The sequence below is a fragment of the Apilactobacillus kunkeei DSM 12361 = ATCC 700308 genome (genome assembly GCF_001281265.1).
Taxonomy (GTDB): domain Bacteria; phylum Bacillota; class Bacilli; order Lactobacillales; family Lactobacillaceae; genus Apilactobacillus; species Apilactobacillus kunkeei.
Genome location: NZ_JXDB01000007.1, coordinates 205,955 through 226,270, shown reverse-complemented (window position 1 = coordinate 226,270; position 20,316 = coordinate 205,955). Strand labels below are relative to the sequence as shown.

Here is a 20,316-nt window from a genome sequence, read left to right as displayed (position 1 = left end):
AAGTGTGATTGACTTGAAGGAAGTCATTACATTAATCAAAGAGCAAATTCAAAATTTACCAATAATGTTTAGAGTCTCAAAGTACCAAGATAAGTCAGATTATCAGAGTCATTATCTAGGTATTGTTTGGGCATATCTATACCCAATTATTCAAATCTTAATTTACTGGTTAGTATTCGGTGTTGGTTTGAAGAAGGGTACATCTGGAAGTGTTGATTACCTAACTTGGATGGTTATCGGTATTACACCATGGTTCTACATGAACAGCGTTACTTTAGATGCTTCAAAGAGTATCTACCAACAAGTTGGTATGGTATCAAAAATGAAGTTCCCAGTTAGTGTTCTACCATCAATTAAGATTCTAACTAACTTAAGTTCATTTTGGGCTATGTTAGCATGTTCAATTATCTTAGGTTACCTAAAGGGTGGAGTACTACCTAACCTATACTGGATTCAATGGCTATACTACTTCTTTGCAATGATTTGTTGGCTATTAGCATTCGGTATCTTCAACTCAACTGTAACAATTCTTGTTCGTGATTACCGTATCTTCTTACAATCAATCATGAGAGTATTGTTCTACATGTCTGGAGTTCTATTTAACTTTGAAACAAATGCTTTCCCAGCATTCTTTGTAAGATTCTTACAATTGAACCCATTCTTCTACATTGTTTCAGGATTTAGAGAATCAATGCTAGGTGAAGCTTGGTTCTGGCAAAAACCAATGTTGATGTTAATCTTCTGGCTAACAGTATTATTCTTCCTATTGGTTGGATCACATCTACACTACAAGTTCAGAGCTCGTTTCGTAGATTACATTTAGTTAAAAGTTAAAAGGATTGAAATTGTCGTATGATGAAATTGAAGAAAAAAGTAATTAGATTTATTAAGAAGTCAATTCGTCGAGTATTGATCTTGATTAATAACATTTTGATTACTTTACCAGTAAAGAAGAATTTAGTTGTTTTTGAAAGTTTCCAGGGTAAGGACATCAATGATAACCCGGCAGCTGTCTATGAAAAGTGGATTGAAAAGTATCCAGAAGATAAGTCAAAAGCATACTTTACTGTCAGAAAAGCTCAATATAAGACTTTCAAGGAATTATATCCTGAAATCAAGATTGTCAGAAAATTCATGCCTAAATGGGTATGGGTAATGGCCAGAGCTAACTTTTGGGTATTTAATTCCAGAACACCAAAATGGTGGAACAAGAATAAGGGGACTGTATACATGCAAACATGGCATGGTACGCCTTTGAAAAAACTAGGTACTGACATCGAAAACGTTATGATGCCTGGTACTAATACTGAAAAGTATAAAGAAAACTTTACTAATGAAGCCCATCGTTGGGATTACTTAATTGCACCCAATCAATACTCAAAAGATATTTTTTCTAGAGCATTTGATTTTAACAATCATTTCTTAGATATCGGATACCCAAGAAATGACGTCTTATACTATGGTGACAATCAAGACAACATTAGTAGACTTAAGAAAAAATACCTTGGTAGAGATGATTTAAACGTAATCACCTACGCACCAACTTGGCGTGATGATAATTACAAACGTAAGGGTGTTTACAACTTTGAATTACCATTTAGTTTAAAGACTTTCTTTGAACAAGTTGATGACAACACTGTATTAATTATCAGACCACATTACCTTGTAAAAGACTTCATTGATATTAGGGGCTTTGAAGACCGTGTTTACATCATGGTTGAAGAAGACATCAGTGACTTATACCTAATGTCTGATTTGTTAATCACAGACTATTCATCAGTAATGTTTGACTATGCAAACTTGAAACGACCAATGTTGTTCTATGCATATGATTTAAAACATTATGAAGATGATATTCGTGGTTTCTACTTTGACTACAGAACAGAATTACCTGGACCTGTTGTTGAAGACGAAGACGATTTTTACAAGCAAATTGATGCATTTAACAAGGAAAAGAAGTATTCTGATTACGATAAGAAGTATGAAGAATTCTATGAAAAGTATTGTGGATGGGAATCTGCAGACTCTTCAGAAAAATTTGTTGATGAAATGAGGATGATTAGTAATGACAAGTAAGTTTTTAATCGGATCTCACGTTAGCATGAATGGCTCAACCATGTTTTTGGGTTCTGCTAAAGAAGCTGACAGCTATGGTGAAAATGCATTTATGGTTTACACTGGTGCTCCTCAAAACACCAGAAGAAAGCCAATTGATGAATTAAGAGCCGAAGACGGTAAGGAATACATGAAAGAACATGGTATTTTGGAAACCGTTGTTCATGCTCCATACATCATTAATCTAGGAAATGTTTCCAAGCCACAAAACTTTAAGTTTGGTGTTGATTTCTTACACGAAGAAGTTAAACGTGCTGAAGCCATTGGTGCAACACAAATTGTGTTACATCCTGGTTCTCATGTTGGCGAAGGTGCAGATAAAGCAATTGCTCAAATTGCCAAAGGGTTAAACGAAGTCATTGAACCAGATCAAAAGGTTCAAATTGCTTTGGAAACCATGGCAGGTAAGGGAACAGAAGTTGGCCGTACCTTTGAAGAAATTGCCCAAATCATTGATGGTGTTAAGGATAACGATAAAGTATCCGTTACTTTCGACACTTGTCATACTAATGATGCTGGTTACAATGTTAAAGAAGACTTTGACGGCGTACTAAATGAATTCGACCATGTAATTGGTTTAGATCGATTAAAGGTTGTTCATTTAAATGATTCTAAGAATGATTTCGGTAGTCACAAGGATAGACACGAAATTATTGGTTTGGGAACAATCGGGTTCGATGCTTTGAACTACATTGCTCATCACGAATCATTAGTTGATGTTCCAAAGATTATGGAAACACCAGCTGTTGCTGTTGAAGGAAGTAAGAAGAAGTTGTCGCCACATTACTTCGAAGTTAAAATGTTAAAAGAACAACAATTCAATAACAATTTGATGGATGATATTTTAAATCAATAAAAAAAGAGCTGTTAAGCTCTTTTTTTATTGGTATGAATCTAAATCAAGACTTTCCATAATCACAGTGGCTGTTTCTTCGATTGATTTATCGTGGACGTCGATAATTAAACAACCAAGTTTATGGTATAAGTTGTTAGCGTATTCTAATTCCTCGTCAATGTTCTTTGAGTTTGAATATGGTGTATCTTCATCGATACCATATGATGCCATTCTGGCTTTTCTAATTTTTTGAATATCTTTAGTTACGCTGGTAAGACCAATAATCTTCTTTGGATCAACATCAAAGACTTCTTTAGGTAATTGGATGGTAGGACCAATTGGTACGTTTGAAACCTTTACTTGCTTGTTTGCAAGATAAAGTGATAGCGGGGTCTTTGATGTTCTAGAAATTCCTAGGATTACGACATCTGCTTTTGTTAGGTTTTGAGGATTGCTTCCATCATCATTTTCAACGGAGAATTCCATCGCTTCAATGCGCTTAAAGTAGTCGTCATTTAAGTCATGCACCAAACCACTGACACGTTCAGGATTGAAACCTAATTGGCTACTGATTGCCTTCATGGGTTTTTGAACACAGTCAACGTTTTGTAAATTATTGGCCATTGCAAAATCTTCAATTAGTTTACTTAAATCGGCGTTAACTAGGGTATGAAAAATGACAGCTTCTTTTTGTTTAGCAATTTTTAAGATACCACTTAACATTGATTCGGTAGTGATAAATGGGTATCGTTCGTATGAAATATCAGCGCTTTCAAATTGTGCACCAGCAGTTTTAGCTACTTGCATCGCTGTTTCACCACTAGAATCTGAGATGGCAAATATATTAATATGTTTCATCAAAATCACTCCTTTTTTACGACTTTATTATATCTAAAAAACTGTCATAAAAGTAGTTTTAAATTCAAATGTAATATTGACGTTATAAATATTGTTTTGTATAATTATTAAGAACAGTTTTAATAAATAAAAAGTAACTGTTGTATTTCGAGCTCGGAGGGAGGGAATTTTCATATGTCAAAAACAGTCGTTCGTAAAAACGAATCTCTTGATGATGCTCTTCGTCGTTTCAAACGTACAGTTTCCAAGAACGGTACTTTACGTGAATACCGTAAACGAGAATTCTACGAAAAACCAAGTGTTAAACGTAAATTAAAATCTGAAGCAGCAAGAAAGCGCAACAACAAGAAAAAAAGCCGTCGCTTTTAATTACTAAAAACGTTCCTGTTATTTCAGGGACGTTTTTTTTGCTAAAACTAAGCTGAATATTTTGAAAGAGGGAAACTATAATGAGTATCGCTACAAGTCTTAATGAAGATCTTAAAAATGCAATGAAGGAACACAACAAAACTGCTTTGAATGTTATTCGTTCTCTAAAATCAGCCCTAACTAACGAAAAAGTTGCTTTAGGTCATGATTTAAGTGATGACGAAGAACTAACTGTTATCAGTCGTGAAGTTAAGCAAGTTAAGGAATCTATTGCTGAATTCAAAGATGGTGGTAGAGATGATTTAGTTGCCGAACAAGAAGAACAATTAGCTGTGCTAAGCAAGTACGCTCCAAAACAAATGTCAAAAGAAGAAATTGACAAGGTAGTTGAAGAAACTATCAGTGAAGTTGGCGCTTCAGCAATGTCTGATTTTGGTAAAGTAATGGGTGCTATCATGCCAAAGGTTAAGGGTAAAGCTAACGGAAATGAAGTTAACCAATCTGTAAAAGCTCACTTAAGCTAATTATTTATAAAGTATGGTTGTGCTATGCTACAAGCATGCTTTGTTAGTACATATTAATAACTTTTTTAAAGTCAAAATCTGTGCTAATATTTGATTATCAATAAAAAAGGGGTCGCTATATTGACAGAACAAACTGAAGTAACCAAAGAATTTATTATTCATAATTTAGATTTTGAACCTAAGTTATTAGGGGCACAAAATAAATACGTTACAATTCTTGAAGAGGGTATGGAAGTATCAATTAATGCTTTTGGAACTAATTTAAAGGTATCCGGAAGTGAAGATAATGTTAATAAAGTTATTTCAATTTTTAAGAACTTAATGGACTTAATTCAAAATGGTGTCTCATTGAATAGCAGTGACTTTGTTTCTGCTATGAATATGGCCAAAAATGATACGTTAAGTTATTTTAAAGATCTATACAATCAAATATTAATCAAAGACTTTAAGGGCAAGCCAGTCCGTGTTAAGAACTTTGGTCAACGCCAATACGTTCAATCTGTAAAACGTAATGATATTACTTTCGGAATTGGGCCAGCCGGTACTGGTAAAACATATTTAGCTGTGGTTATGGCAATCGCAGCACTAAAACACGGTGATGTCGAAAAGATTATTTTGACAAGACCTGCTGTTGAAGCCGGTGAAAGCCTCGGTTTTCTACCTGGTGATTTAAAAGAAAAAGTTGATCCATATTTGAGACCAATCTACGATGCTCTTCATTCAATTCTAGGAAGAGAACACACTGCTAGGTTGATGGAAAGAGGAGTTATTGAAATTGCGCCTTTAGCATATATGCGTGGTAGAACATTGGACTCTGCTTTCGTTATCTTAGACGAAGCTCAAAACACAACCACTGCTCAAATGAAGATGTTCCTAACTCGTCTTGGCTTTGGTTCAAAGATGATTGTTAACGGTGATATCTCTCAAATTGATTTGCCTAAACATGCAAGTAGTGGTCTAGTTCAAGCCCAATCAATCTTACAAAATGTTGAAAAGATTCGTTTTGTTAAGTTTGATTCTAAGGATGTTGTTAGACATCCAGTGGTTGCTAGAATTATCGATGCCTACGAAGAATATCAACAAAACTAGAAATTTTATAACAGGAGTACCAGAATGGATTTAGAAATTTACGATAAGACAAAAGACGGTGTAGACCAAAAATACATCGATTTAGTGGAAGATGTATTGCAATTTGCTAGCAAAGCATTAGAACTTAAGGATAATACTGAAATGTCAGTAACATTCGTTAATAATGACGAAATTAAGGAAATTAACAGTAAGTATCGTGGTGTTGACCGCGCAACTGACGTTATTAGTTTTGCGATTGAAGACGGTGATGACGATTTTCCATTAATTATGGATGATGAAATGGCCGCAGAAATCCCTGAAAACATTGGTGACATCTTTGTTTCAATCGATAAAGTTGCTGAACAAGCAGAATTTTTAGACCACTCATACGAACGTGAATTAGGTTTCCTTGTTGTTCATGGATTCCTACACTTAAACGGTTATGATCACATGAAGCAAGAAGATGAAGATGTTATGTTCCCATTGCAAAGAAAGATTATGGATGACTATGGGATTAAAAGATAAAAAAGTAGTCGGAAAAAATCGTAGTTTTGCTGAATCATTTAAGCATGCTTTTGATGGTTTAGTGATATTATGCAAGACAGAACGTAACTTTAGATTTCATTTAATTGCATCTTTAATCGTAGTGATTATTTCGTTTATTCTTAAGATTGATTTGAGCCAATGGGTTTGGATTTTGTTAGCAATGTTTATTGTCTTAATCGCTGAAGTTGTAAATACGTTATGTGAATCAATTGTTAATTTAATTGTTGGTAATAAGTATAATGAAATTGCCAAGAAGGCAAAAGATGTAGCTGCTGCAGGTGTGGTCATTGCGTCAATCTTTGCAGCAATCATCGGATTATTGGTATACGTTCCTATCATATTTGGATTTTAACAGCACGGAGGAATTATTATGGAATTTGATCCAAACTTTCATTCAGGATTTGTAGCAATCGTTGGTAGACCAAACGTTGGTAAATCAACGTTCTTGAACCGTATTATCGGTCAAAAGATTGCGATTATGAGTGACAAAGCACAAACAACTAGAAACAAGATTCAAGGTGTATACACCGATGATGAATCACAAATTGTTTTCTTGGATACCCCAGGAATTCACAAACCAAATAACAAATTAGATGATTTCATGGAAAAATCAGCTTTCTCAGCTTTAAAAGAAGTTGATGCTGTTTTATTCATGGTAAGTGCCACTGAAACAAGAGGTGCTGGAGATAACTTTATCATTAACCGCTTGAAGGATATTGATAAGCCAGTTTACTTAATCATCAACAAAATTGATGAAATCAATCCAAACAAACTGCTAAGCATCATGGATATTTACAAGAAGGCGCTTGATTGGAAAGAAGTTTTCCCAATCTCAGCACTACAAGGTAACAACGTTGATGAATTGATGGACAACTTAAAGCAATTATTACCAGCTGGTCCACAATACTACCCAGAAGATGAAGTAACTGATCACCCAGAACGTTTTATCGTTGCTGAACTAATCAGAGAAAAAATCTTAATGTTAGCAAGAGATGAAATTCCATACTCAATTGCGATTGATATCTTAAGCATGAAGACCAAGGAAAACGGCAACGTAGATATCCAAGCTGATATCTTAGTAGACCGTTCTGGTCAAAAGGGAATCTTGATTGGTAAGCAAGGATCAATGCTAAAGAAGATTGGTACCCTTGCTAGACAAGATATCGAAGACCTATTAGGTAGCAAGGTTTATCTAAAACTTTGGGTTAAGGTCCATCCTGGATGGCGTAATGAATCATCCGTTCTTAAGTCACTAGGATACAAGAAGGATAATTATTAAAATTTTAAAAAATGGTCGGTGAATAAAAATGGATTCACAAACATATATGAATTTTCACGGTATTTTACTATACCGAAAGAACTTCAAAGAAAATGATATGTTAGTTAAGTTTTTAACGGCCGAGGCAGGCAAGAAGATGTTTTTCATTCGAGGCGCTCGTAAAAGAGGGTTTAAGATGATGGCGGATATCTTGCCTTTTACCTATGGTACGTATTCTGGAAAGATAAATGCTGAAAACTTATCTTATATTTATAGTGGATTAGATACTGACCATTATGAAAACATTAGCGAGGATATTTTCTTAAATGCTTATGCCACTTACATTATGTCTTTGGTTGACGTTGCGTTTCCTGACTCAACACCAATTCCACATTGGTTTAACCAGTTATTTGCAGCATTACGATTGATTGATAACGGTGTTGATCCTGAGGTGATTACAAACATTTGTGAAATCCAACTTTTAGGTGAGTTTGGGGTGCAACCTGAACTAAGGGGATGTGCCATTTGTGGTCGAAATGATCTAAACTTTGATTACTCCGAAACCTATGGTGGATTGATTTGCCAAAATCATTTTCATTTAGATGATAACCGGTTGCACCTAGATCAAAAGACTATTTATTATTTACGTCGTTTCTCAATTATTGATTTAAATAAATTGGGTAACGTTAATGTAAATGACAATACAAAGCAAAATTTAAGAATGCTTCTCGATAAGATTTACTCGGATTCTGTAGGGATTCACCTAAAGAGTAAAAGTTTCTTAGATCAAATGAATGACTTAAGATTATAGAATTGATTTTTTAGCAATTGTAAACTATAATTAAATTAAATAAATACGAATGGTAATGACAAAAGAGGGTCATTGAATAAAATGATTTTCAGCGATAGTAGGACAGTGTGAGCTACTTGCATTTTTCAATGATTGGCACTTTTTGAACCAAAGAAATCAAGCTGCTGACGAAAGTCAGAAGTAGGGTGGAACCGCGAATAATCGTCCCTATGTAAACTGTATTTAAGTATACTTTTTGCATAGGTTTTTTTTATGCCATTCGTTTATTAGGAGGAAGTAACATGACAGAAAAGTTGTCAATGCAAGACATCATTTTAAAATTACAACAATACTGGTCATCACAAGGTTGTATGTTAATGCAAGCATACGATACTGAAAAGGGTGCTGGAACTATGAGTCCATACACATTCTTACGTGCAATTGGACCTGAACCATGGAACGCAGCATACGTTGAACCTTCAAGAAGACCCGCTGATGGTAGATATGGTGAAAACCCTAACCGTTTATACCAACATCACCAATTCCAAGTAATCATGAAACCATCTCCTGAAAACATCCAAGAACTATACTTGGATAGTTTAAAAGAACTTGGCATTAACCCAGAAGAACACGATATTCGTTTCGTTGAAGACAACTGGGAAAATCCATCAATGGGTTGTGCCGGTGTTGGTTGGGAAATCTGGCTAGACGGAATGGAAGTTACTCAATTTACTTACTTCCAAATCGTTGGTGGTCAAGAAATGAACCCAGTTGCTTCAGAAATCACTTACGGTTTAGAAAGACTTGCTTCATACGTTCAAGACGTTAACAACGTTTTTGAACTAGAATGGAGTGATGGTGTTAAGTACGGTGATATCTTCAAAGAACCAGAATACGAACACTCAAAATACAGTTTTGAAGAAAGTAACCAAGAAATGTTACTAAAGATGTTTGATGACTTCGAAACAGAGGCTAAAAAACAAATCGCAAACGGCTTAGTTCACCCTGCATACGACTACGTTCTAAAATGTAGCCACACATTTAACTTATTAGATGCTAGAGGAGCCGTTTCAGTTACTGAACGTGCCGGATACCTTTCAAGAATCAGAAGAATGGCCAGAGAAATAGCTAAGGCCTTCATTGCTGAAAGAAAGAAACGTGGTTTCCCACTTATTAAAGATGAAAAATTAAGACAATCTCTTCTAAAAGATGATGAAAACAAGGAGGAAAAATAATGGCTCACACATTTTTACTTGAAATTGGACTAGAAGAAATGCCAGCTCATGTGGTAACACCTAGTATCAAACAATTAGTTAAGAAGACTGAAGATTACTTAAAAGATCAACGAATCGATTTTGATGCTGTTAAGCCATTCTCAACTCCTCGTCGTTTAACTATCCAAATTGAAGGTTTAGCTGAAAAACAACCTGACGTAAACGAAACTGTAAAAGGTCCTGCTAAGAAGATTGCTTTAGATGATGAAGGTAACTGGTCAAAGGCAGCCATTGGTTTCACTAAGGGACAAGGATTAAGCACCGATGACATTACCTTTAAAGAAGTTAAGGGTACTGAATATGTTTTTGTTGAAAAACACATTGCCGGAAAGCCTGTTAAAGAAGTCCTAATGGGATTAAAGGATGTTATCACAAGCATGACATTCCCTACACTAATGAAGTGGAACGTTTACCGTTTAGACTTCATTCGTCCAATTAGATGGATGGTAGCTTTGTTAGATGATGAAGTCTTACCAATTCAGATTCTAGATGTCACTGCTTCAAATGTTAGTCGTGGCCACAGATTCTTAGGTCAAGACACAACCATCAACTCAGCTGATGAATACGAAGAAAAGCTAAAAGAACAATTTGTAATTGTTGATGCTCAAAAACGTAAAGACTTAATCGTAAAACAAATCAAAGAAATCCAAGATGAAAACAACTGGGTAATTAACATCAACCCAGGTCTACTTGAAGAAGTTAACAACTTGGTTGAATGGCCAACGGCGTTCTTTGGTAAGTTCGATGAAAAATACCTACAATTACCTTCAGAAGTTCTAATTACTTCAATGAAGGACAACCAAAGATTCTTCTACGTTAACGATCAAAATGGGAACATCTTGCCATTCTTTATCTCTGTTAGAAACGGTAACAGCGAATACATCGAAAACGTGATTGCTGGTAACGAAAAAGTGCTTACTGCACGTCTAGAAGATGCAATGTTCTTCTACCAAGAAGATCAATCTAAGGATATCGACTTCTATGTAAACAAACTAAAGAAGGTAAGTTTCCACGACAAGATCTCAACTATGTTTGAAAAAATGCAACGTGTTGAAAAGATTGCTGAAGTAATTGGTCAACATGCTAAACTAACCGACCAAGAACTAAAAGATGTTAAACGTGCTGCTCAAATTTACAAGTTCGATTTAGTAACCGGTATGGTTGGTGAATTCTCAGAACTACAAGGTGTAATGGGTGAAAAATACGCTCTATTAAAGGGTGAAAATGAAGCCGTTGCTACTGCTATTCGTGAACACTACATGCCAATCTCAGCAACAGGTGAACTACCAGCAACCAAGGTTGGTTCAGTTCTTTCGCTAGCCGATAAGTTTGACAGTATCCTAACTTTCTTTGCCGCTGGTATGATTCCAAGTGGTTCAAATGATCCATATGCATTGAGAAGACAAGCTAACGGTATCGTTAGAATTGTTAAGAATGAAGAATTAAACTTCAACTTAACTGAAATGATGGAAGCATTCATCAACGCTGAAAAAGATGCAAATGTTGCCCCTGACTTGGATCAAAACAAGGAAATTAGCGAAATCGTTTCATTCATCAAGGATAGAATTGTTAAGCAACTAAAGACTGACAAGATTAGACATGATATTATCGATGCTGCAGGTAACTCAAACAATGATAATATCGAATTTATCTTTAACGTTGCCGACATTCTAAACGAACACAAGGAAGATGATAACTTCAAGGAATCAGTTGAAGCATTAACTCGAGTTCTAAGAATTTCAGAAAAACAAGAATTTGCCGCAGACGACTTAAATGTTGATGAATCATTATTTGAAAACGATTCTGAAAAGAACCTTCATTCAAATGTTGAATCAATCTCAGATAATTTCTTCTCACTAAGTGCAAATGATGAATACAACAAGTTATTTGACTTGAAGGATTCAATTAACGATTACTTTGACCAAACAATGGTTATGGCTAAAGATGAAAACGTTAAGAACAATCATTTACGTGAACTAACTAAGTTATCAAACATGATTAACTGGTTTGCTGATTTAAACCAACTAATCGTAAAATAGAATTGATAGACAAACCTATGATGGGTTGATAAAATACTGTATAATATTTATTCGTATTTTTAATAAAAGTCGCACTAAAAATCGGTGCGACTTTTATCAGTGAAAGGAGATATGCTGACAATGATTCCTGAAGAAGTAATTGATCAGATTAGAAATGAAACCAACATTGCCGATGTTGTTGGTCAATTTGTTTCATTGAAAAAATCTGGTAGTAATCTATTTGGTATATGTCCATTTCATAATGAAAACACCGCATCATTTTCTGTTAATGAACAAAAACAAATCTTTCACTGTTTCAGTTGTGGAAGAGGTGGAAATGTCTTTAAGTTCATGATGGAATTGGAAAATCTTTCATATCCGGAAGCGGTAATGAGAGTTGCTGATATGCAAGGAATTGAAATTCCAGACCAATATAAGCATTCCAATAAAGCTAAATCAAACATCAATCCGGTTGAGAAAAAGTTAATCAATATGCATGAGCTAGCCACTGAATTGTATAGTCATATTTTGATGAATACTGAAGTGGGACAACCGGCATTAGATTACTTGCACGAACGTGGATTGACTGATGACACCATCAAGTTCTATCGTTTGGGATTTGCACCTAAGGAACAAATCTTAAATAAGTTTTTGGAAAACAAGAAAGTTCAATATGATGACATGAGAAAATCTGGTCTATTTATTGAAACTGATGATGGTAAACTTCGTGATCGTTTCTTTGACCGTATCATGTTCCCAATTAAAAACGAGTTTGGCAACTTGATTGGTTTCTCAGGACGTGTAATGGATAAAAATGCCTCAACGGCAAAATACCTAAACAGTCCTGAAACTGACATTTTCAACAAACGAAAAGTCTTATTCAACCTATCGGACGCCAAGACAACTATTCAAAAGCAAAAAAACGTTATCTTGTTTGAAGGTTTCATGGATGTCATATCTGCTTATCAATCAGGTGTAACCAACGGAATTGCTTCAATGGGAACTAGTCTTACCACCGAACAAATAGCTACGATTAAACGTTTAACACCAAGCGTTAGTGTTTGTTATGATGGTGATGCACCGGGACAAAATGCGATTAATCGAGCATTGTCATTATTAGGTAATACAGATTTGTCTCTAGGTGTTATTCAAATGCCTGAGGGAATTGATCCCGATGAATATCGCAAACAATATGGTGAGGAAAAGTTTGCTAGTTATATGCATTCTGCTTATGAATCACCACTTTCGTTTAAGATGCGATACTTCAAGTTGAACCGTAACTTGGATAATGAAACTGACCAGATTAGTTATATTAACGATGTCTTACAGGAAGTTGCTAAGATTTCCGATCCATTGGAAAGAGATATTTATGTTAACCAATTATCTGATCAGTTTAACTTGAATAAGTTAGATTTGACTAATCGAATGAATACCTATATTCAAAAGAATAACGTTAACAAGTCGATTCAAAAATCAAGGGATGAACCACAACAAGGTCATCCAGTCATCCAACCAATTGATAACGTCAGATCACACAGCAAGGTTGAATTGGCGGAATTATATCTATTTAATCGCATTTTGATGTCACGTGAAATGTGGCAACATTTGATGAGTAAAGATGGATTTTCATTTGTGGATGATGATTTTCAACTTCTATATACATTGGCACAAGGCTATATGGCGACACATGATGAGTATAAATCAGCAGAGTTTCAAGACTTCATTAAAGAAGAAAAGCTACAAAACATGTTGATTAATATCGAAATGTTACCGTTGAGCGATGCGCCAAATAAAGAAGAGGTTGACGATTATGTTAATATAATAATGAATGAGGCGCCGATCGATGTTCAGCTTAAGAACAAACAGGCTGAATTGAATGATGCCAAGAAGCTAGGGGATGTTGATAAACAAACCGAACTAGCGATGGAAATCATCAAGTTACAAAGACAAAAGCAGTTGAACGACAGATCGTAATTTAGGAGGCACTTTAATGGCTGAAAAGAAGTTAAACAAGAAAGAACTAAAAGAATCAACCAACGCTTTAATTAAGAAGCAAAAGAAAGTTGGTCACGTTACTTATGACGATGTAAATGACACAATTGCTGTGCCATTCAAGCTAACTAAGACTGAAATGTACGAATTACTAGAAAAAATCGAAGACTCTGGTATCAGTGTTGTTGATAAAAATGGTGATCCAGATCCACGTGCCCTAGAAGCAGCTAAAAAGGTTACTCAAGCTGAATTGAAGAACTCAGCTTCAGCTCCTACTGGTGTTAAGATTAACGACCCAGTTAGAATGTACCTAAAAGAAATCGGACGTGTTCCACTTCTAACTGCTGACCAAGAAGTTGACTTGGCTCTTCGTATTGAAGAAGGCGACGAAGAAGCTAAACAAGAACTAGCTGAAGCTAACCTTCGTTTGGTTGTTTCAATCGCTAAGCGTTACGTTGGTCGTGGTATGCAATTCTTGGACTTGATTCAAGAAGGTAACATGGGTCTAATGAAGGCCGTAGAAAAGTTTGATTATAGAAAAGGTTTCAAATTCTCAACTTACGCTACTTGGTGGATTAGACAAGCTATTACACGTGCGATTGCTGACCAAGCTAGAACTATCAGAATTCCAGTTCACATGGTTGAAACAATCAACAAATTAATCCGTATTCAAAGACAATTACTTCAAGATTTAGGTCGTGAACCTACACCTGAAGAAATTGGTGCTGAAATGGATATGCCAACTCAAAAGGTTAGAAGCATTCTAAAGATTTCTCAAGAACCAGTTTCTCTAGAAACACCAATTGGTGAAGAAGATGACTCCCACTTAGGTGACTTTATCGAAGACCAAGATGCAACTAGTCCAGCCGACCACGCTGCATACGAATTACTAAAGGAACAACTTGAAGGTGTCTTAGATACTCTAACTGACCGTGAAGAAAACGTTCTAAGATTACGTTTCGGTCTAGACGATGGTCGTACTAGAACCCTTGAAGAAGTTGGTAAGGTCTTTGGTGTTACTCGTGAAAGAATTAGACAAATTGAAGCTAAGGCTTTGAGAAAGTTACGCCACCCATCCAGAAGTAAACAACTAAAGGATTTCCTTGAATAATAATTAAAACAGATAGCATTTGCTATCTGTTTTTTATTTTCTATAGCGGTTATAATATAAATAATAACAAAGTAGAAAAGGTGTTTTTATGGACGCAAATAAGTTATCTCAAAGATTGAAAGTAGTTGCAGATTTTGTTCCGCAAAATAGTCGAGTAGCAGACATCGGTTCAGATCATGCATACTTGCCAGTTTATTTGATGAAACAAAAACAAATTGAATTTGGAATTGCTAGTGAGGTTGCTAAGGGACCTCTAGACAACGCAATTCAAGAAATTAAGGCTGAAGGTTTAAGTGACAGAATCGACACTAGATTAGCTGATGGGTTATTATCAGTACAACCAGAGGACAAAATTGATTGTGTTACCATTGCAGGAATGGGTGGAACTTTAATCAAGAATATCCTAGAAAATGGTAAGTCACACTTATCAGGTAACGAATTATTGATTCTTCAACCAAACGTTGGTGAAGATCGTTTGAGAATATGGTTAATGAATAACCAATATGAAATTAGTGATGAAACTATCTTAAGAGAAGACGGTCATACCTATGAAATTATCGTTGCGAAAAAGACCGACGAAACAGTAAAATACACAGAACAAGAAATTAAGTTTGGCCCATTTTTACTAAAACAACACTCAGATGTTTTCGTTGAAAAGTGGGAGAACGAAATTGAAAGAATTGAAATGGTAATTGACCAAATGAACTTGGCCAAGCATGATAAACCAGTTGATAAGATTAATTCAATGAAGAAGGAAATTGAGGAAATTAAAGAGGTGTTATAAATGAAAGCATTCGACTTAATTAACCAGTTTGAAAAATTTGCACCAAAGGAGATTGCGGTTGAGCATGACCCAATTGGTTTGCAAATTGGATCGATTAATCAAGAAATTCATAAGGTATTAGTAACCTTAGACGTTAGACCAGAAGTAGTTGAAGAAGCGATTGAAAACGATTGTGATATGATTTTTTCTCATCACCCAGCGATGTTTAGACCCGTTAAAAACATGGATTTAGATGTCCCACAAAACAAGATGTATGCCGATATCATTAAGCACAACATCGTTGTTTATTCTGCACACACCAATTTGGATAATGCAGATGGCGGTATGAACGATTGGTTAGCTGAAGCAATGGACTTAAGAAACGTTGAAGGACTAGTAAGCCAAGGAGACTATAAGGGCGTTGAATATTTCATGGGTCGCATTGGTGAACTAAAGGAAACCACAACAGTCGAACAATTTGCTCGTAATTGTAAGGAATATTTCAATGTTTCCGGTCTTCGACTAATTAGTCATGAATTGAATAAACCAGTTAAAAAGGTCGCCGTTTTAGGTGGCGATGGTGGTAAGTTCTATAACATTGCTAAGGATAAAGGTGCAGACGTTTATGTTACCGGGGATGTTTATTATCACGTTGGTCATGATATGATTGCTGATCACATGTCAGTTGTTGATCCTGGCCACCATATCGAAAGCATTTGCAAACCATATTTGGCAGAAATGTTTAAAGAGTGGGCAAAAGATTATGATTGGCCAATAGATGTGATAGAATCTTCTATAAACACTGATCCATATCAATTTATTTAGGGGGAAACACCATGAGTAAGTATGAAGACTTAGTACCTCGTTTTTTGAGATACGTTAAGATTAATACGCGTTCTGATGAAAGTAGCACTACCATTCCATCAGCAAACCGTGAAACTATATTTTTAAATCAATTAAAAGAAGAACTAAAAGAAATTGGTTTATCTAACGTAAGAACAAATGAAGAAAGTGCATATGTATTTGCAACCCTACCTTCAAACATCGACAAAGATGTAAAGAAAATTGGTTTCATTTCACATATTGATACTGCTGATTTTAATTCAGAAAATGTGAACCCTCAATTTGTAGAAAACTATGATGGAAAATCAAACATCAAATTAGGTGACGGGGAATACAACTTAGATCCAAACGTATTTGAAAGTCTACATAAGTATTCTGGTGATACTCTTATCACAACTGATGGAATCACTTTATTAGGATCTGATGACAAGTCAGGAGTTTCTGAAATCGTTTCATCCATGAAGTACTTAATTGACCATCCTGAAATTAAGCACGGTGAAATCGAAGTTGGTTTTGGCCCGGACGAAGAAATCGGAACTGGTTCATTGAAGTTCGACGTTGAAGATTTCGGTGCTGATATGGCTTATACTGTTGATGGTGGAGCTAAAGGTCAATTACAATACGAAACCTTTAACGCCGCTGGTGCAACCGTTGAAATTAAAGGAACCGATGTCCATCCAGGTGAAGCTAAGGATGTTATGGTCAATGCAGCTCTTCTAGCAATGGAATTCAATGCTAAGCTACCTGCTTACGAAAGACCTGAATACACTGATGGTAAGGAAGGATTCTACTTCTTACTTGAAATCAATGGTACTCCAGATAACACTAAGATGTCTTACATCATCAGAGATCATGACAGAAACCGTTTTGAAGAAAGAAAACAATACTTCAAAAAGATTGCTGATGAAATGAATAAACGCTTTGATTATGACCGCGTTCACGTTGAAGTTAAGGATCAATACTACAACATGGCCGAAGTAATCGAGAAGAACATGGAAGTTGTTGATTTAGCCAAAGAAGCAATGAACAATGTTGATGTTCAACCAGACATTTTCCCAGTTCGTGGGGGAACTGATGGTTCAACAATCTCATTTAAGGGATTACCAACACCAAACTTGTTTGCCGGTGGTGAAAACATGCACGGTCGTTTTGAATACGTATCTGTTCAAACAATGGAAAAAGCTTGTGATGTCATCATTGAAATCGCTAAATTAAACGCAGAAAAATAATTAGTCAAAAAAGGTCAAAATAATTTGATTTAATGTGACCTTTTGGTAAAATTTACCTATGAGATGGATTTCTCATAGGTATTTTTTATTAAGTAGGTGAAATAATTGAATCCAGATGAATTAACAGAAGCAGTATCACAAGCGTTAGCTGAAGCACAAAAGGTGGCTGCTAATCGCAAACATCAAGAAATCACAATTACCCATTTATTCAAGGTATTGGTTCAACCAGGTGAATTAGCAAGACAGATTTTTGCTGAAGCAGGGATGAACGTTGATGATTTCGAAAAGCAATTGGATCAACAGCTAGATGAAATTGCAACAGTAGATGGCCAAGGCGTGGCCTATGGACAAAATATTTCATCCAGTATGCTCGAACTATTACAAAACGCAGAAAAAGAAAAAACAAACTTGGGTGATGGCTATGTCGCCGTTGATACATTAGTAATCGCATTGATGGATACAACAGGTAACAAAGTTGTCGACTATGTAAAAGACCAAGGAATTACAAAACAAAAGATTGAAGAAGTAGTACAAAATATCAGAGGGGGCGAAAAGGTGACTTCAAAGAATCAAGAAGATAATTATCAAGCACTTAAGAAATATGGTGTCGACTTGGTTGCCGAAGCCAGAGCAGGTAAGTTAGGCCCTATTATCGGTAGAGACGAAGAAATTCTAGACGTAATCAGAATTCTTTCCAGAATGACCAAGAACAATCCTGTATTGATTGGAGATCCTGGTGTTGGTAAGACAGCAATCGTTGAAGGTTTAGCAAAGCGTATTGCCGTAAATGATGTTCCTGAAAATTTAAAGGATAAATCATTGTTTGAATTAGACATGAGTTCATTGATTGCTGGTGCCAAGTACCGTGGTGAATTCGAAGAACGTTTGAAGGCGGTTTTAAAGGCTGTTAAAAAGTCTGAAGGCCAAATTATCATGTTCATCGATGAAATTCACAACATCGTTGGTGCCGGAAAATCAGAAGGTAGTATGGATGCCGGAAATATCTTAAAACCAATGTTAGCTCGTGGTGAACTCCATTTGATTGGTGCAACTACTGTTGATGAATACAGAAAGTATATGCAAAAGGATAAGGCACTTGAAAGACGTTTTCAAAAGGTTAGCGTTGACGAACCAAGTGTGGACGACACCATTACAATTCTTCGTGGAATTAAGGAACGACTAGAAATTCATCACGGAGTAAGAATTCATGATAATGCCTTAGTTGCAGCTGCTAAGTTGGCGGACCGTTATATTCCAGACCGTTTCTTACCAGATAAGGCGATTGATTTAGTCGATGAGGCATCTTCAACAATCGAAGTGGAAATGAACTCCAATCCGACTGAATTGGATCAAGCCAACCGTAAGTTAATGCGTGCCGAAGTCGAAGAGGCCGCATTAAAGAACGAAGAAGACGACGAATCAAAGGCTCGTTTGGCTAAACTAGAACCAGAACTAGCTAACTTAAAGGAAACCGTTAATAAGTTAAATGCTAGATGGCAACAAGAAAAGTCATCCATTAAGACATTAGGTGACAAGAAGGCTGAATTAGACCAAGCTAAAAACGACTTGCAACAAGCCGAAAGTTCATACGACTTAAATAAGGCTGCAATTCTAAAACATGGTACGATTCCAAAGCTTGAAGAAGAACTAGCTAAGATGGAGAGCCAAGACCATGAAGACGACTGGTTGGTTAGTGAATCAGTTACAGAAGACGGTATTGCCGAAGTATTAAGCCGTGAAACTAAGATTCCGGTTGCCCGTTTGATGCAAGGTGAAAGAGAAAAACTACTTCATTTAGATGATAACTTACACAAACGAGTAGTTGGTCAAGATGAAGCCGTTGCAGCTGTTTCCGATGCGGTATTACGTTCTAGAGCTGGTTTACAAGATCCAAGCAAACCACTAGGATCATTCCTATTCCTAGGACCTACCGGTGTTGGTAAGACCGAACTTGCCAAATCATTAGCTGAAAACCTATTTGATTCAGAAGAACACATGGTAAGAATTGACATGTCAGAATATATGGAAAAAGAATCCGTTTCTAGACTTGTCGGTGCTGCTCCAGGATACGTTGGTTACGAAGAAGGTGGCCAATTAACTGAAGCCGTTAGAAGAGACCCATACACCATTGTTTTGTTTGATGAAATAGAAAAAGCGCATCCTGATGTCTTCAATGTCTTACTACAAGTGTTAGACGATGGAAGATTAACTGATGGTCAAGGCCACACAGTTGATTTCAAGAATACGCTATTGATTATGACATCAAACCTAGGTTCTGATATCTTATTGAATGGTTTGGATAAGGACGGCAATATTTCTGATAAGGCTAAGAAACAAGTTGATGACTTGTTGAAGAAGAGCTTCAAACCAGAATTCCTAAATAGAATTGATGATATCATCACATTCAAGCCACTATCCAAGAAGGATGTAAGACAAATTGTTAAACATTTAATCGATCAATTAGGTCAACGTTTAAATGATCAACAAATCAAGATTGAAGTCAGTGATGAAGCACTAAACTGGATCACTGATAATGGATACGATCCACAATATGGTGGAAGACCATTACAAAGATTTGTGACAAGAAATGTCGAAACACAATTGGCTAAGTTAATCATTGCAGACAAGGTAAAAGCCAAGTCTACAGTTAAGATTGGATTAGCCAACAACGAATTAACATTTGAATAAACAAAAAAAGCTCAAGTTGATTAACTTGAGCTTTT

19 protein-coding genes are annotated in these 20,316 nt (G+C 35.9%); 18 read left to right on the top strand and 1 reads right to left on the bottom strand.

The window, feature by feature from the left end; translation table 11 throughout:
* Nucleotides 1-13 precede the first annotated feature (13 nt).
* Genes RZ79_RS03960 through RZ79_RS03950 form a run of 3 tightly spaced genes read left to right on the top strand, consistent with a single transcriptional unit; the run spans nt 14 to nt 2,971 of the window.
* Nucleotides 14-823, top strand: a complete 810-nt coding sequence (locus RZ79_RS03960) for an ABC transporter permease (RefSeq protein WP_034530755.1) — start codon at nt 14-16, stop codon at nt 821-823.
* Nucleotides 824-861: 38 nt separating this feature from the next.
* Nucleotides 862-2,076 carry a CDP-glycerol glycerophosphotransferase family protein gene (locus RZ79_RS03955; RefSeq protein ID WP_054450260.1) on the top strand — a complete coding sequence of 405 codons (1,215 nt, stop codon included), beginning with the start codon at nt 862-864 and terminating at the stop codon, nt 2,074-2,076.
* Nucleotides 2,066-2,971 carry a deoxyribonuclease IV gene (locus RZ79_RS03950; protein ID WP_080997455.1) on the top strand — a complete coding sequence of 302 codons (906 nt, stop codon included), beginning with the start codon at nt 2,066-2,068 and terminating at the stop codon, nt 2,969-2,971. The genes RZ79_RS03955 and RZ79_RS03950 overlap by 11 nt, the downstream gene beginning before the upstream one ends.
* A gap of 24 nt (nt 2,972-2,995) precedes the next feature.
* Here the strand turns inward: RZ79_RS03950 and RZ79_RS03945 are convergent, their stop codons facing one another.
* Nucleotides 2,996-3,808 carry a pyruvate, water dikinase regulatory protein gene (locus RZ79_RS03945; protein WP_053791816.1) on the bottom strand — a complete coding sequence of 271 codons (813 nt, stop codon included), beginning with the start codon at nt 3,806-3,808 and terminating at the stop codon, nt 2,996-2,998.
* A gap of 174 nt (nt 3,809-3,982) precedes the next feature.
* On the opposite strand from RZ79_RS03945, the gene rpsU reads away from it, so the two are divergent.
* The 15 genes from rpsU to clpB all read left to right on the top strand — a co-directional run bounded on the left by rpsU (nt 3,983) and on the right by clpB (nt 20,281).
* Entirely contained in the window at nt 3,983-4,177 is a 195-nt protein-coding gene (rpsU, locus tag RZ79_RS03940) for a 30S ribosomal protein S21 (protein WP_034530758.1), read from the top strand.
* 80 nt (nt 4,178-4,257) lie between these two features.
* Nucleotides 4,258-4,701, top strand: a complete 444-nt coding sequence (locus RZ79_RS03935; RefSeq protein ID WP_054450113.1) for a GatB/YqeY domain-containing protein — start codon at nt 4,258-4,260, stop codon at nt 4,699-4,701.
* A gap of 120 nt (nt 4,702-4,821) precedes the next feature.
* The gene (locus tag RZ79_RS03930) at nt 4,822-5,790 is read left to right on the top strand and encodes a PhoH family protein (protein ID WP_054450110.1); all 969 of its coding nucleotides are present in this window, start codon (nt 4,822-4,824) and stop codon (nt 5,788-5,790) included.
* Between the two features lie 24 nt (nt 5,791-5,814).
* Entirely contained in the window at nt 5,815-6,294 is a 480-nt protein-coding gene (gene ybeY, locus RZ79_RS03925; protein ID WP_054450109.1) for an rRNA maturation RNase YbeY, read from the top strand.
* Nucleotides 6,272-6,667 carry a diacylglycerol kinase family protein gene (locus RZ79_RS03920; RefSeq protein ID WP_054450106.1) on the top strand — a complete coding sequence of 132 codons (396 nt, stop codon included), beginning with the start codon at nt 6,272-6,274 and terminating at the stop codon, nt 6,665-6,667. Before ybeY ends, RZ79_RS03920 begins: the two co-directional genes overlap by 23 nt.
* A gap of 15 nt (nt 6,668-6,682) precedes the next feature.
* A complete protein-coding gene (era, locus tag RZ79_RS03915; RefSeq protein WP_420313688.1) occupies nt 6,683-7,594 on the top strand; it encodes a GTPase Era in 912 nt (303 codons plus the stop codon).
* Between the two features lie 28 nt (nt 7,595-7,622).
* Complete coding sequence (gene recO, locus RZ79_RS03910) at nt 7,623-8,384, top strand: DNA repair protein RecO (RefSeq protein WP_053795497.1); 762 nt, start codon at nt 7,623-7,625, stop codon at nt 8,382-8,384.
* Nucleotides 8,385-8,665: 281 nt separating this feature from the next.
* Nucleotides 8,666-9,598 (top strand): glycine--tRNA ligase subunit alpha, encoded by a 933-nt coding sequence (gene glyQ / locus RZ79_RS03905; RefSeq protein ID WP_034530772.1) that lies wholly within the window; start codon nt 8,666-8,668, stop codon nt 9,596-9,598.
* Entirely contained in the window at nt 9,598-11,676 is a 2,079-nt protein-coding gene (gene glyS / locus RZ79_RS03900; RefSeq protein ID WP_054450101.1) for a glycine--tRNA ligase subunit beta, read from the top strand. The genes glyQ and glyS overlap by 1 nt, the downstream gene beginning before the upstream one ends.
* A gap of 111 nt (nt 11,677-11,787) precedes the next feature.
* Nucleotides 11,788-13,629 (top strand): DNA primase, encoded by a 1,842-nt coding sequence (dnaG, locus tag RZ79_RS03895; RefSeq protein WP_237756538.1) that lies wholly within the window; start codon nt 11,788-11,790, stop codon nt 13,627-13,629.
* A 16-nt stretch (nt 13,630-13,645) separates the two neighbouring features.
* A complete protein-coding gene (rpoD, locus tag RZ79_RS03890) occupies nt 13,646-14,758 on the top strand; it encodes an RNA polymerase sigma factor RpoD (RefSeq protein ID WP_053795494.1) in 1,113 nt (370 codons plus the stop codon).
* An 88-nt stretch (nt 14,759-14,846) separates the two neighbouring features.
* Complete coding sequence (locus RZ79_RS03885) at nt 14,847-15,542, top strand: tRNA (adenine(22)-N(1))-methyltransferase (RefSeq protein ID WP_054450097.1); 696 nt, start codon at nt 14,847-14,849, stop codon at nt 15,540-15,542.
* Nucleotides 15,543-16,346, top strand: coding sequence for a Nif3-like dinuclear metal center hexameric protein (locus RZ79_RS03880; protein ID WP_054450095.1), 804 nt, complete (start codon nt 15,543-15,545; stop codon nt 16,344-16,346).
* 11 nt (nt 16,347-16,357) lie between these two features.
* Nucleotides 16,358-17,593, top strand: coding sequence for a peptidase T (gene pepT, locus RZ79_RS03875; protein WP_054450093.1), 1,236 nt, complete (start codon nt 16,358-16,360; stop codon nt 17,591-17,593).
* Nucleotides 17,594-17,698: 105 nt separating this feature from the next.
* Nucleotides 17,699-20,281, top strand: coding sequence for an ATP-dependent chaperone ClpB (gene clpB, locus RZ79_RS03870; RefSeq protein WP_054450091.1), 2,583 nt, complete (start codon nt 17,699-17,701; stop codon nt 20,279-20,281).
* Nucleotides 20,282-20,316 lie beyond the last annotated feature (35 nt).